Origin of the sequence: Paenalcaligenes suwonensis, assembly GCF_011290505.1 — a bacterium.
Lineage (GTDB): Bacteria > Pseudomonadota > Gammaproteobacteria > Burkholderiales > Burkholderiaceae_B > Paenalcaligenes > Paenalcaligenes suwonensis.
Genome location: NZ_JAANPV010000009.1, coordinates 147,078 through 160,456, shown reverse-complemented (window position 1 = coordinate 160,456; position 13,379 = coordinate 147,078). Strand labels below are relative to the sequence as shown.

The following is a 13,379-nucleotide window of genomic DNA, read 5'->3' as shown; positions in this document are numbered from 1 at the left end:
ATAGCCCCGCACACTAGGAAAATAGTCCTAGTGTGCGGGGTTTTTTCATGCTCGTTTCCCAATGAAGTTCAGCAAATCGGAATAACCGTCATTCCAGTTCAACTATGGACAGGCCATTCGCTGCTGGCGATACTTTTTTAGGGCCGCACGACCTAAGCCTACCCTATTGCACAAGCACCAAACTATAAAAATTACCGGAGACAACATGCAAAACACTGCAGTCAAACAGACGCATCCCGTCGATGCGCGCCCCCCTCTTATGCAGCTCTTTACCCTAGGATTGCAGCACGTACTGGTGATGTACGCCGGGGCCGTTGCCGTCCCCCTAATCATTGGCGGCGCGCTCAATCTAGACAAGGCTACTATTGCTTTTTTGATCAGTGCCGACCTTTTTTGCTGTGGTGTAGTGACGCTTATCCAATGTATAGGCTTTGGGCGCTTTGGGATTAGGCTACCCGTGATTATGGCCGTTACCTTTGCTGCTGTTGGCCCCATGGTCAGCATAGGCATGAACCCCGACATGGGCTTACAGGGTATTTTTGGAGCAACTATTGCAGCGGGAGCCATTTCCCTGCTCTTTGTGCCACTAATAGGGAAAGTGATGCGGTTTTTCCCGCCCCTGGTCACCGGTATTGTGATTACATCTATTGGCTTATCCATTATCGGAGTGGGGATTAACTGGGCGGCTGGTGGTGTAGGTAGCCCTGATTATGGTGCACCTCGCTACCTACTGACCTCGCTAGCCGTACTGATATTTATTCTGCTGATCACCCGCTATGTGCGCGGCTTCATTGCTAATATTGCCGTACTACTAGGTATGGCTTTTGGCTTTGTGATTGCCTTGTTCATGGGCGAAGTCAGCCTACAAGGTATAGGCGACATGGCATGGTTTGCCTTGATTCTGCCCTTTCACTTTGGTCCCCCCAAGTTTGAACTCTGGTCTATCGTGACCCTAACCGTAGTAATGCTCATCACCTTTATTGAGTCCATGGGCATGTTCTTGGCACTAGGCGAAATTGTAGAACGCCCTGTAGACCGTAAAGCGCTAGAAAAAGGCTTAAACGTCGATGCCTTAGGTACGGTGATTGGCGGTTTTTTCAATACCTTCCCCCATACTTCTTTTTCGCAAAACGTAGGCCTAGTCGGTATTACCGGTGTACGTAGCCGTTGGGTGGGCGTGATGGCTGGCGTGATTCTGGTGGTGTTAGGCTTGGTACCTAAGATTTCCCTATTAGTAGCCTCTATCCCCACCTTTGTATTGGGCGGTGCGGGCATTGTGATGTTTGGAATGGTCTTAGCAACAGGTATTCGTATTTTGTCCCAAGTAGACTATGCACAGCAGCGCCATAACACCTTTATTGTGGCCATCAGCTTAGGGATGGCGCTGATTCCTACCGTAGCACCGAAATTCTTTAGCCAGCTTCCCGACTCGTTAGAGCCTGTTTTGCACAGCGGTATTTTGTTAGCGTCCTTTTCTGCTGTACTGCTGAATTTGTATTTCAATGGTTTAAAACAGCCTGCCACCCAGGCTCAAACCTAACTGTATCTGGGTTAAACGGGGCCTAGCAATCCCCCGTTTAACCAAACAAGGGAACCGCCCTTGTACCGCCGGTACGCGTATCAGTCCATTGGCATTTAACACCACATCGTGCCTCTGCACGCCAAGGCATGACTGGTATTACTAGGGTTTTAACCATGACACGCATTCTGCTCAACAATATCCATACACTGGCTACCATGAACGATAGTCAGGATGAACTTCAACAAGCAGCTATCCTGATCAACAACAACCTCATCGAGTACGTAGGCCCTCAAGAGCAGTGCCCCGATGTGCCCGTAGATCAAACGCTAGACCTTAGCCATCATGTGGTGATGCCGGGGCTAATCAACACCCACCATCACATGTACCAAACACTGACACGCGCCGTGCCTAAAGCCCAAGACGCCGAGCTGTTTGGTTGGCTAAAAACGCTATACCCGATTTGGGGGCGCATTACACCCCCTATGCTGCATGCCTCCACCCAAACCGCGATGGCCGAACTGCTGCGCAGTGGTTGCACCACCAGCTCGGATCATCTGTATTTATTTCCCAATGGCAGCACCTTAGACCACACCATTGAAGCCGCCCATGAAATGGGGATGCGCTTTCATGCCAGCCGTGGCGCGATGAGTGTAGGTGAAAGCAAAGGAGGCCTACCCCCCGATACCTTGGTAGAAGATGAACAGCATATTTTGAACGATATGCAGCGTTTGGTAGAACGCTATCATGATGCTAGCCATGGTGCGATGTTGCGTATTGCCTTGGCTCCATGCTCACCGTTTTCAGTATCCCGCGACCTTATGCGTGAAAGTGCCGTACTAGCCCGCAGCCTAAATGTGTCGCTGCACACGCACTTAGCCGAAAACCAAAACGATTTGGCCTACTCACGCGAGAAGTTTAACTGCACACCTGCCGAGTACGTAGAGGAACTAGGCTGGGTAGGCCCTGATGTCTGGCACGCACACTGCGTACACCTAGACGATAACGGCATTAAACTGTTTTCGCGTACCGGTACCGGTATTGCCCACTGCCCATGTTCAAACATGCGCTTAGGCTCTGGTATTGCCCCCATACGCGCCATGCTAGATCAACACGTCAAAGTAGGTTTAGGTGTGGATGGCAGTGCCTCTAACGACTCTGGCAACTTACTGAATGAAGCACGCCAAGCCATGCTGCTGCAACGCGTTGCCGCTGAAGACCCTCGTCGCTTTACCGCACGTGAAGCCTTATGGGCGGCCACTCGTGGTGGTGCTGCTGTGTTGAATCGTCATGACATAGGCCAACTTAGCACAGGTTTTGCGGCAGATATTATTGCCTTTGACTTAAACGACCTCGCTTATGCAGGCGCTCTGCACGATCCTATTGCGGCCACGTTACTGTGCGGCAGCGCTGCCGTCTCTCACAACATTGTGAATGGCCGCGTGCTGATACAAGATGGTCAGTTCCAGCATGTAGATGTGCGCAACATTGTTCGCACCCATAACCAACTCAGCCATCAACTACTCGCCAGTTAACCCATCAGAGGGGTTGCTATCAACCCCTCGCTCATTGGTATCCTTGCACTCTTTAACGTACTTGATCAGTAGTACTACGCATTACCTGTCCTATTTTTGTCAGCCCTATCCAGTACAATCTGTTTTTTCTTTTACGGCTACTGCCTCTTTGCAGGCTGACATCACATGACCCAAACCGTCATCGTATTTTTGCTTGTTTATATTGCCATGGGCTTTGGCAAACTCCCCGGGCTCAAGGTAGACCGTACCGGCGCTGCGGTGATTGGTTCGCTCGCCATGATGGCTATAGGCAGTATTAGCCCAGCCCAAGCATGGCAATCCATTGATTACTCTACTATAGGCATGCTGTTTGGCCTGATGGTGGTGTCATCCAGCTTTATTGTTTCTGGCTTTTACGATTGGACAGCCCAACGCGTAGCGTCTTTAAAAGTCAGTGAGCCCATACTATTAGGTGTGCTCATTGGCGTAGGCGGACTGCTGTCTGCCTTGCTCACCAATGACGTGGTTGTAGTGGCAATGACACCGCTACTGGTATCTATTACCTTATCTCGCGGACTTAATCCCATCCCCTTCTTATTGGGCTTTTGCTTTGCTGCCAACAACGGCGCCGCAGGCACCTTAATAGGTAGCCCTCAAAATATGATCGCCGCTCAGGGCTTGGATCTATCGTTCATGGGGCTGCTGAAAGTATCAGGCTTACCTGCTTTGCTGTCGTTATTGGTCATTTGGGCAGTGTTGGCATGGTTATACCGAGGTCGTTGGGCCTTACCTGCTAACGAACGCCCTACCTCTCCCGTACCAGCTGCTGTGGCCTCGCCCCCGCTAGACCGCTGGGAGACCCTAAAAGCCGGCTTCATTACCGTTTTAGTGATCATCGCTTTTATGGTTGACCTATGGCCTCGTGAGCTGATCGCCTTAACCGCTGCAGGCTTCTTACTCATGAACCGAAAGATTGCCTCTAGCGACATGCTGAAGCATGTGGACGGCAACCTACTGCTGCTCATTATGGGGCTGTTTGTAGTGAATGCGGCCTTCGCGAATACGGGCTTGCCACAAGATATGCTGCACCATCTTAATGAATGGGGAGTCAACCTCAACGACCCCCTACTGCTATTTTGGACTACCGGTGTACTGAGCACTATTGTGGGCAACAACCCTGCTGTCATGCTGCTTATTCCCTTCTTGCACCCAGACGCTGGTACACAAGATGCACTGGGAGCTGCCTTAACACTAGGCTCCGGCTTTTCCAGTAACTTATTTGTATTTGGTAGCTTGGCCGGCATTATTGTGGTGGAGCAAGCCGCTAGCTGCGGGGTAAAAATATCCTTTGCAGAATTTACCCGCTCAGGGGGCATCGTTGCTGTCGCTTGCATGCTCATGGCAATGGGCTGGTTACTGTTGATTATCTAACCATGCCGTCTTGCGCCAGCCCCTCTGCACTTCCCACCCAAGGGCTGCACGGATTGCTCGCACTCCTGATTTAACATTAATCAATGCTTACTCTTCTATGCCGCGCCACCTAGCCATTCAGCAGTAGCATATAGCAAGGCGTTATCTGCTTTCATCACTTTCTAGGCATAGACATGGCAATAAAAACGTGGCACACCCTAGGTGGCATAGCGTTCATCTCCACCTTGACGGTATTACTGCAAATCCCTTCCTTCACTTGGGCACACTCTGCCACTCTAAGTTTAATTGCAGGCGTCGCCGCACTAGTCTGTATGGCCGTATCCTGTATTTTGGCCAGCCGTTGGCGAATCGTGGAAGCGCTCTACGGCGGCCTAGATAGAATTTATGAAACCCATAAGTGGTTAGGTATTTGGGCATTGCTGCTTGCCACCTTCCACTTTGTGTTCAAAGCCAAAATGGGGCAGTGGGAACTCGCTCCCATCATGGAGCTTTCTAATTACTGGACGCGCATGCTACGCCAGCTAAGCTTGGTCGCCTTGGGCTTTATTGTGATCTTAGCCCTGAACCGCAATATTCCTTATCAAGTATGGCGCTGGTGGCATAAGCTATCTGGCCCCTTATTTATCATTGTGATTCTGCATTGGCTAAGCTTCGAATCTCCCATTACCTTAGAAAGCCCCGCCGGCATCTGGCTAGCACTAACCTGTACGCTGGGCGTGGTAGCCGCCCTGTATAAGCTACTGCTGTATCAATTTCTTGCTCCTGGCGGTACCTATAAAATCGTTGCGGTTACGCAAGCACACGGCTCCGTACAACTGGAACTCACCCCTATAGGTAAAGGCTTCCCTTTCCAAGCAGGACAATTTGGTTTTTTATCTATACAAGAAAAAGGCTTGCGCGAACCGCACCCCTTTAGCATCGCCAGCAGCTACAACGAAAATGGCAATATTCGATTTGTGATACGCACCTTAGGCGATTACACCAAAGCCCTGCACGATCAAGCCAAAGTGGGGATGGTGGCAGACGTAAAAGCCCCTCACGGCCGCTTTAAACGCATAGACAGCGCTCAAAAAGAGGTATGGATAGGCGCAGGCGTCGGTATCACACCGTTTATTTCTTGGCTAAAAGATCGCGACACAGGACACTTTGAACGCGTGAGTTTGGTGTACTGCTTTGAGCCGTCCCGCGCGTTTCCCACCCTAGAAAGAATACAAGAACTCTCCACACAAGCTGCAGTGCATCTGGTACCTAACCCTAGCGGTAGTGATGCCCTAGAAAACACGTTGGCGCAAGCTGTGCAAAGCACCCGCCCGGATCAGGTACACATTAGTTTTTGTGGCCCCAAAGGCTTGCTCAAGCACGTCAAAAGCCTAATGGAAAAATACGCTATCCCTGCTGACAACATTCATTATGAATTGTTTGAGTTTAGGTAACTCACACGCTGTGTACCCCGTTTATTCTGGCTTATCGGGGTACACACCTAAATAATGCAGGCCACGAAATACAATGCCTTCTGGCACCACTAATGATGGATCGCCATAGCAAATCACCGCATTAACATGCTCTATCCCTAGCTCTACCGCTTGCGCTAGGGCAGCCTCTTCGGCTGAATGGGTAGAAAACGTGGCATCTGCCAAGGCTGCTGCAATCGCTATAGGCTCATCAAAGAACTCGGCGTAAAACAGGTCGTAATCGAACTCACCAGTTTCACCCATGTCGGCCAGCATGGCTGAGTCTTCCCCATCATCGTTGCCTAAGTAGTCATAAAACGCATAGGTATCACCTGGAAACGTACCCGCCCAGCAGTGAATCACATCATTAGGCTGTGGCCCTTTAGGGTGAAATTCTTCCACCCACTGCCACACTAATTCGTTGGGAATGCCTCGGCGCTTGGCTAAATTCTCGTACCCATCAGTGGTACGAAAATAGGCCTCGTCGGCCACATCGCGGCGAAATTCCAGTGAGTACTCTTCCGTAGATTTAGTCGTCATGGTGAAAAGTTATTAGCATTGAAAATAAAGAAATAATCCAAGCAGTCATACTAGCGCGATTATTCTTAAAAACAAAAAACCCGCTAACCAATACAGGTAGCGGGTTTAAAGGCATTAGCTAAGTATTCTGGCGCGTCCAGCAGGATTCGAACCTGCGGCCGCCCGCTTAGAAGGCGGGTGCTCTATCCAGCTGAGCTATGGACGCGTTTCAGGAGGTAGTCTCCAGTGAATCCGAGATTATAGCGTGAAGCTCGCTGCAAAAGAAAGCTCTTCGCGTCCTAAGCTTAACCTTTACGCTGACGTTTCTTTTCTTCGCGTGGTGTGCAGCACTTCTGCCAGAAATTAAACAGGTGTGTAGAACGCAAAATAGACACACGCGGCAAGGCAAACATGTCGTCACCAGCATGTGCTAAGCCCCTAAATGTCGCGGTAGCATTGCTATAGCCTGCTTCGCGCACCCACTCCCGTACTTCTAACGACTGGTCGCCAAAGGGGTAGCAAAAAGACTGCACCTCATCTTGCGTGATGTTTTCCAGTACTGCCTTGGATTCGCGTAATTGTCGTACACCTTCTTCTTTGCCCACTTTAGTCATGTACACATGATCAATGGTATGTGAGCCTACTTCTAAGCCTGCGGCATGCCACTGGCGCATTTGGTCAGCATTCATTAGCTCAGACGGCAATGCGCCTTTGGCCTGCGCCCAGCCGTTATCTTGCAAGCCTGACACCATATAGTTGGCCGTAAAACCATGTTTTAGCAAGATGGGCAGTGCATTTTCTAATACGTTTACATAGCCATCATCAAAGGTGATCGCTACTACCTTGCCTTGTTTCTCCCCACGCAAATACGGTAATGCATCCTTCATGCTTACACCGGTATAGCCCAACATTTTCAGCAGACGCATTTGATTGGCAAAACGCCGTGGGTGCACAGTGGCACCACGCAAGTAAGTACCGCGCGGAGAAGGTTGACCTATCTGGTGATACATCAGAATGGGAATCATCACGTGAGCATCTAAAAAGGGATTAAACAAGAACACATTATTGCACTGTACTTCTGACGGGAATGCAACATTTGTTCCTCACACATACAAATAGTCACCTAGGAACAAAGCGTTAGCTACAAATCCACAGCGCCAAACGCTATATACTGGAGCAGTCATTCTATGCTGTAACCCTATTCTTTCCTGTCTACACAATGACTTTCTCTGCTTTATTTCTACGCCGCCTCAGTATTGCGCTACTGACGCTAGTACTAGGTTTGTCCACTGCCCATGCTGGTATTAGTTACTCGCTGCTGGAAAACCAAGCCACCCCCGGTGAAACCGTAACGGTACGCGCAATTTTGTTTAATGATGGCAGTTCCACCTTAAGCTGGACGCCCCCACAAAGTTTGGTGATGCAATGGCGCGGTAAGGACTCCGTTACCCGTAGCCTCGCACAACTGCAAAATCCGCGCCAAGCCGTCAATGTTCCTGTGAATAACTTTGTTATTTTTAATTGGACGGCGGTGGTTCCTACCGCATTAACGGGCATACAAGCCGTAAGCGTTGAAGGCGCACCTGATTTGTTTGCTTTAGATACTAGCCGTGGCGACCCTAACCCCTTGTTAGCATCATTGGCTGAAACACCTATCGTGGATGCAGGCGCAGCCGCTGCAGGTGAAAAACAAGATCCGGTACTAAACGAACAACGCCTACGTGCAGTAGGTGCTGCCGCTGTCACGCCTGAATATGGCCCGTCAGTTACTCAATCTGCACACACTCCCGCAGGCACCTCTGCCTTCGAGAACTTCCGTAATGCGATTTCGTTGTACGAACCCATTTACTTTGTACTGGGCAACCGACCAGAAACCAATGCACGCTTCCAGTTAAGCTTTAAGTACCGCTTGTTTAACCCCACCGATCCCACACAAGACAGCTTCATGGATCATTTTTATGCGGGTTACACCCAAACATCGCTGTGGGATTTAAGCTCTGACTCACTTCCCTTTGTAGACACCACCTACAATCCTAGTGTGTTCTGGTACAAAGAACGCATGTGGGATAGTGCTGACAACCGTTTCTTTGTAGGGTTGAACACAGGGGTAGAACACGCCTCTAACGGTAAAGATGGTGACGACTCCCGTTCGCTGAACGATTTCTACCTACAACCAGAATTTGCCTATCGCTTCGATGGCGGCAGCACATTGAAGTTCAGCCCTCGTGTAAAAGCCTATTTTGCGATGAGCGAAAACGGCGATTACCCCGATTATTTGGGTAGAGTGGACTGGAAAGTGAGTTGGGCACAAGATAATGGTCTGAAATTAGCAGGTACGTACAGACAAGGTCATCACGGTAGAAATTCTATGCAGTTAGATGCCTCATGGCCCCTACAACGACTGTATAGCGGGATGAACGGCTATTTGTACCTGCAGTATTACCGCGGTTATGGCGAGACTTTACTGGGCTACCGATACAAAAGTGAACCCCAATTACGCATCGGTTTAGCTTTAGTTCCATAAAAAGCTTTCTTTTTAAAAATGACCGTGTTAATATTTAATTCTTCGGGGCGTAGCGCAGCCTGGTAGCGCATCTGGTTTGGGACCAGAGGGTCGTAGGTTCGAATCCTATCGCCCCGACCAATACTAAAAAGGGATTACATCACACGATGTAATCCCTTTTTTCATGGCAAAAACATTTGCCCAAAATAAAAGCCTCTGTGTAAAAACAGGGGCTTTTATGTTTCTGGCATTACCACGCTATATCGTTAGAACCTGCCATACTCGGCCACTACTCTGCCCGACTCATCTAATAGCAGCACAGGCAGCGTACCCGGGATCTCTGGGCCCATGCCTGGAGAGTTCTGTGGCATACCGGGCACCGAAATACCTACTGCCTTAGGACGCTCTGCTAAAAGCTTCTGTATCGCGGCCACTGGCACATGCCCTTCAATCACATAACCATCCAACTCTACGGTATGACAGCTAGGCGCTTGATCCGTGCCCAGCTGCTGTTTAACGGGCGCCATCTCGTTATGATCTACACGCGTAACCGTCATACCATGCTGCTCTAAGTAATCAGCATAGGCATTGCAGCAACCACACCATGGATCTTTATGCAGTACAGCCTGCAAAGCATTTGGGGCTGCGATGGCTGAACCCACGGGTACCAATGCGGCAAATGCCAGCACACAGGAAGCTAAACGTGTCATGATCACTCCTGAAAAATTGACCCTGACAGGCTAAAGCTTCCCACAGTGTCAGGGTCAAGTTTTTTACACGTCTGGATGATCTAGATCAGATGGCTTACCTTTACCATCTAATGCTAGCAAATGCGCCGCCTCTAACACTTGCGATCTATCCCAACCACATAGTTCCGCCGCTGCATCCACGGCATGTGCCCATGTACATTGATTCGCAAACAGCATGCCAAACACATCTAGCGTACCGCCACGGTTGATATAGCCCAACGCACGTGTACCTTTCACACCTGTGTCTATCCTGCGCAGTGCACCCAACATAGGCTCAGGGCGTGTGTGTGTCAGCAATACACGCTTCATATCGGCGGGGAACAACTGCTGCAAGGTAGCATCATCCAACACGCTTTGCGCTTCTAACTTGTCGCGTGGTGCACGCAGGCGACCTGGCTCCATGATCACGGTCACACAACTCGTGTGTCCACGAGCCGCCAACCACGCATGCGCTTTTAAGGCCTCTTCTAGCTGATAAGCACCAATCGCAATCAACTGTACTTCTGCCTCTTGCGGCGTACCCACCACGTGCCATGCACCTGTTTCTAACAGTTGCTTAGCCGCTTCCGCATCAAAACGATTCGGTGTGTCACGCTTAGAAATAATCAGCGTCGCCACTTGTGCACGGTTTTGGTAGACATTGCTCATGGCAGCAATAGCCGTATTGCCATCTACCGGGAATAGCACCCTAGACGTATCCGACATTTCGCCTAGCAGGGCTTCACCAATGGTGGGGTCTTGGTGCGACTGCTCGTTCTTGGAGTTCTCCCATGTGTGGGACGTCACAATCAGCGGCACAGACAGCCATGCGGGGCTTTGGCCCATTTCACGTTGGCGTCTTGAGAAAATAATTTCTTGACGCAGAATCCCCAGCATTTTCACCGCAAAGGCTTCATAGGTAACAATCAGGTTTAAACCTATTTTGTTTGCCAATGCAGCGGCGGCCACCGCCTCTTCGTTTAAGGCCGTAATCACTGAACCCAATACGCTTTCAGGTACACCTGCTTCTGGCTCGTTAACGCGGTGACGCAAACGCTGTAAGGTGCCGCCCATTTTATTACTGGCTAATTCGTCTGGGTTACCAATACGTACACGCACCTCGGGGTTCGCGTCCAACAAGCTTAAGAACCATTCGTCCAGCGCTTGCATAGGCGACGACACTTTACCTACGGTTTCACCGGACCACGCAGGCAAACTGATGCTGTCTGGATGACGGTCCACCAACGCGTGCTGGCTTTCTTTAACTCGATTTTGCGCCGCATGGTTATCTAGACTAGCCAAGGCTTCATCAAGCTCGGCAGCAGGCACAAACAACGCACTCACGCTACTGTTAAACGCATCACGTGCGTGCTGGTCTTTAGAAGGGTTACCGCCTAACGGCAAGTTATGCGCCGCATTGGTACCTGCACCCGCAAAGCCAAACCCTTTTTCGGTTTCAGCAATCACATACGGCAACGGTGCTGGGTATTGATGTTGAGGCTGAGCAATAAACGTTGCCAAGCGGTGCTCGGATTCTAGAATGCCCCACGCAATAGCGGCAGGGTCACGCCCATCTACAATCATCGGGTCAAAGCCGTTATGACGTAAATCTTCGGCCAACCATGGCGCACCACCCTCTTGTGCAATTTGCGTGCGCTCTTCGATACGACGGCCATTGAGCACCATAACTGGGATCGCCATCCCGCTGTCTTCAGCACGCCACCAACGCGGTGCCCAATCTGCACCACGCTGTTCTTCAAATGCACCATCACTTAAGAACGCTACAACGCTTTCACCAGGAACCGGCATATGCACGTACTGCAAACCTGCAAAGCCTAAGTAGCCCCCTTCCATAATGGCACCAGCCGTTGCTGGGCCTGCATGACTACCTAGTGGCACAGCTGCATGCCCTTCAGCATCCATAGCGTAGCTGTAGAAGTCGTTCATTAAACGCGCCAGGCCGGCCTCTGTACGGTCGTAGCGCCCTTTTTGATAGGACGACACATCCCCCGTTAGCGCATTAATGGCTTCGATAGCGGCCACGCAATGCCCCTGCCCCATCAACCACGAGCGGGTATCCCCCGTTAAGGCATTCGCCACTAAGTACGCCACAAACGCAGGCACCATATTCAGTGCACCACCCGTATGGCCTTCTGGCACCGGCTTGAAATCTTCTGCCTGCAGGGGAGCTCCCGACAGATTAATACGCTGTGCGTACGTCATGTGTGCCACGATGCTCATCGCCATGCAGCTGATTTTGTCTGCGGCGATTAACAGTCGGTAGCCAGCATCAAGCGATGGAATCTTGCCCTCGGCATGCAAGCGCGTTAGCAACGCGTGCACACGCTCTACCGTTTCGGCTTGGTGACGTATGGGGCCTTTCCCTTGCTGCCATTGTGACTGTAGAGCATTCATTGTTTGTGTTGTCATGGTGCTGCTATCTCCGCTGATTGACCACTCTCTGTTAGAGCGGCCCGTATGAAGTTGCTGTGTTTCATATCTTGCAAAAAACTTACTAACCAATCATAGGCCAGTTGACGTTCCTTGGGGACGGCCATGGCTTGCTGTATAGCCGTGAAATGCCCCTCTAACACCCTATAGCCTTCATGTGCTGCCGCATACGCCAATAACGGTTGACGCACACCGGCTGCCGCATCCAGCTTTTTCTCGGCAAATAAATCCATCGCTGCGGCTGAGGTTGCCGCGCGCTCTAATGTGGCCTGCTGCAAATGCCTAGACAAGAACAAGTCATACGCTGCCCCCTGCCCAACAGCAATACGAACACCAGACTGATCCAACTGCTCCACACGCGTGTAAGGTGAACCCTCTGCCACCATGTAAGTGCCTTCAATCTGCACATAAGGGTCAGTAAAACGTATGCTTTCTGCTCGTAGCGGATCAATCGCCAAGAACGCCAGATCCCACTCGTCGTGTTCACGCCCCGCCACTACCTTGCCAGCCGCGTCATAACTAATAAACGTAGGCGTTACTCCTAAACGCTGAGCAACGGCTCTCGCCAATTCAGCGGCGACACCTCGCGGCGCGTCATCGCTGTCACCACGCTGCACTAACACGGGATTTCCGTAGTTCATAGCCACTCGCAGTACCCCAGACGGAGCCAGATTACGCAGTACCTCCTGTGCTTCTGTCATGTTTTCTCCTCGTCTACGTGTTTACAGAGAATTACCACCTACACGGCAACCCCTGTGTATGAACTCTCTATAATAGCGCTAGTCCCTATGTAAAGGCGGGCACCTACCCGCCATACCCTCGTTCTAGAAAGGCGTGTTATGTCCTCTCCTGCATCTGAAGATTTGGCCAAACTATTTCTGCGTTTAGGCGTTGGCATACTGCTGCTACTGCATGGTCTGCACAAACTATCCTATGGCGTTAGCGGCATAGAACAGCTGCTGGTAAACAAAGGTTTGCCCCATTATCTGGCCTGGGGCGTTTTTGTAGGCGAGATCATTGCCCCACTACTGATGATCACAGGCTTATATACCCGCTTAGCAGGTTGGTTAGCCACCGTGAGTATGGTATTTGCCCTGTGGCTGGCACACAGCCACCAGTTCTTAAGCTTAAACAGCAGCGGTGGCTGGCGTATTGAGCTGCAAGCGCTGTTTTTGATTGGTAGTCTGTGCATTGCCCTGCAGGGAGCAGGTAGACACAGCTTGGGCGGCTCTGGTGGCCGTTGGAATTAAGTTTAGTGTGGTT

General features: G+C 50.7%; 11 protein-coding genes and 2 tRNA genes. 7 read left to right on the top strand and 6 right to left on the bottom strand.

Going from position 1 to position 13,379, the window contains the following annotated elements:
- The first annotated feature begins 205 nt into the window (after positions 1-205).
- From GY634_RS14145 to GY634_RS14130, 4 genes are all read left to right on the top strand, one after another.
- Positions 206-1,540: a nucleobase:cation symporter-2 family protein gene (locus GY634_RS14145; protein ID WP_166409378.1), complete on the top strand. Its 1,335-nt coding sequence runs from the start codon at positions 206-208 to the stop codon at positions 1,538-1,540.
- Between the two features lie 155 nt (positions 1,541-1,695).
- On the top strand, positions 1,696-3,054 hold the full coding sequence (locus GY634_RS14140) for an 8-oxoguanine deaminase (RefSeq protein WP_207625614.1): 1,359 nt from the start codon (positions 1,696-1,698) through the stop codon (positions 3,052-3,054).
- 165 nt (positions 3,055-3,219) lie between these two features.
- On the top strand, positions 3,220-4,464 hold the full coding sequence (locus GY634_RS14135) for an ArsB/NhaD family transporter (protein ID WP_166409376.1): 1,245 nt from the start codon (positions 3,220-3,222) through the stop codon (positions 4,462-4,464).
- Between the two features lie 173 nt (positions 4,465-4,637).
- Positions 4,638-5,897: a ferredoxin reductase family protein gene (locus tag GY634_RS14130; RefSeq protein WP_207625613.1), complete on the top strand. Its 1,260-nt coding sequence runs from the start codon at positions 4,638-4,640 to the stop codon at positions 5,895-5,897.
- A 21-nt stretch (positions 5,898-5,918) separates the two neighbouring features.
- Here the strand turns inward: GY634_RS14130 and GY634_RS14125 are convergent, their stop codons facing one another.
- The 3 genes from GY634_RS14125 to GY634_RS14115 form a co-directional block, all read right to left on the bottom strand.
- Positions 5,919-6,455, bottom strand: a complete 537-nt coding sequence (locus tag GY634_RS14125) for an immunity 22 family protein (RefSeq protein WP_166409375.1) — start codon at positions 6,453-6,455, stop codon at positions 5,919-5,921.
- Between the two features lie 128 nt (positions 6,456-6,583).
- Positions 6,584-6,660, bottom strand: a tRNA-Arg gene (locus tag GY634_RS14120).
- A 79-nt stretch (positions 6,661-6,739) separates the two neighbouring features.
- Positions 6,740-7,462 (bottom strand): polysaccharide deacetylase family protein, encoded by a 723-nt coding sequence (locus GY634_RS14115; RefSeq protein ID WP_207625612.1) that lies wholly within the window; start codon positions 7,460-7,462, stop codon positions 6,740-6,742.
- 191 nt (positions 7,463-7,653) lie between these two features.
- Here GY634_RS14115 and GY634_RS14110 point away from each other — a divergent pair, with 191 nt between their 5' ends.
- Positions 7,654-8,958, top strand: coding sequence for a phospholipase A (locus GY634_RS14110; protein ID WP_166409374.1), 1,305 nt, complete (start codon positions 7,654-7,656; stop codon positions 8,956-8,958).
- Between the two features lie 43 nt (positions 8,959-9,001).
- Positions 9,002-9,078: transfer RNA gene (locus tag GY634_RS14105), tRNA-Pro, on the top strand.
- Positions 9,079-9,203: 125 nt separating this feature from the next.
- Here GY634_RS14105 and GY634_RS14100 read toward each other — a convergent pair.
- The 3 genes from GY634_RS14100 to GY634_RS14090 all read right to left on the bottom strand — a co-directional run bounded on the left by GY634_RS14100 (position 9,204) and on the right by GY634_RS14090 (position 12,817).
- Positions 9,204-9,647, bottom strand: a complete 444-nt coding sequence (locus GY634_RS14100; protein WP_166409373.1) for a DUF411 domain-containing protein — start codon at positions 9,645-9,647, stop codon at positions 9,204-9,206.
- 63 nt (positions 9,648-9,710) lie between these two features.
- A complete protein-coding gene (locus GY634_RS14095) occupies positions 9,711-12,095 on the bottom strand; it encodes a phosphoketolase family protein (protein ID WP_166409372.1) in 2,385 nt (794 codons plus the stop codon).
- On the bottom strand, positions 12,092-12,817 hold the full coding sequence (locus tag GY634_RS14090) for an ABC transporter substrate-binding protein (RefSeq protein WP_166409371.1): 726 nt from the start codon (positions 12,815-12,817) through the stop codon (positions 12,092-12,094). Before GY634_RS14090 ends, GY634_RS14095 begins: the two co-directional genes overlap by 4 nt.
- 138 nt (positions 12,818-12,955) lie before the next feature.
- On the opposite strand from GY634_RS14090, the gene GY634_RS14085 reads away from it, so the two are divergent.
- Entirely contained in the window at positions 12,956-13,366 is a 411-nt protein-coding gene (locus tag GY634_RS14085; protein WP_166409370.1) for a DoxX family protein, read from the top strand.
- Positions 13,367-13,379: the final 13 nt, after the last annotated feature.

What these genes read in the sequence shown, in the direction of transcription:
- GY634_RS14100 (WP_166409373.1), bottom strand. Translation starts at nt 9,647, where the DNA reads ATGACACGTTTAGCTTCCTGTGTGCTGGCATTTGCCGCATTGGTACCC.
- GY634_RS14140 (WP_207625614.1), top strand. Translation starts at nt 1,696, where the DNA reads ATGACACGCATTCTGCTCAACAATATCCATACACTGGCTACCATGAAC.
- GY634_RS14145 (WP_166409378.1), top strand. Translation starts at nt 206, where the DNA reads ATGCAAAACACTGCAGTCAAACAGACGCATCCCGTCGATGCGCGCCCC.
- GY634_RS14095 (WP_166409372.1), bottom strand. Translation starts at nt 12,095, where the DNA reads ATGACAACACAAACAATGAATGCTCTACAGTCACAATGGCAGCAAGGG.
- GY634_RS14130 (WP_207625613.1), top strand. Translation starts at nt 4,638, where the DNA reads ATGGCAATAAAAACGTGGCACACCCTAGGTGGCATAGCGTTCATCTCC.
- GY634_RS14085 (WP_166409370.1), top strand. Translation starts at nt 12,956, where the DNA reads ATGTCCTCTCCTGCATCTGAAGATTTGGCCAAACTATTTCTGCGTTTA.
- GY634_RS14110 (WP_166409374.1), top strand. Translation starts at nt 7,654, where the DNA reads ATGACTTTCTCTGCTTTATTTCTACGCCGCCTCAGTATTGCGCTACTG.
- GY634_RS14090 (WP_166409371.1), bottom strand. Translation starts at nt 12,817, where the DNA reads ATGACAGAAGCACAGGAGGTACTGCGTAATCTGGCTCCGTCTGGGGTA.
- GY634_RS14135 (WP_166409376.1), top strand. Translation starts at nt 3,220, where the DNA reads ATGACCCAAACCGTCATCGTATTTTTGCTTGTTTATATTGCCATGGGC.
- GY634_RS14125 (WP_166409375.1), bottom strand. Translation starts at nt 6,455, where the DNA reads ATGACGACTAAATCTACGGAAGAGTACTCACTGGAATTTCGCCGCGAT.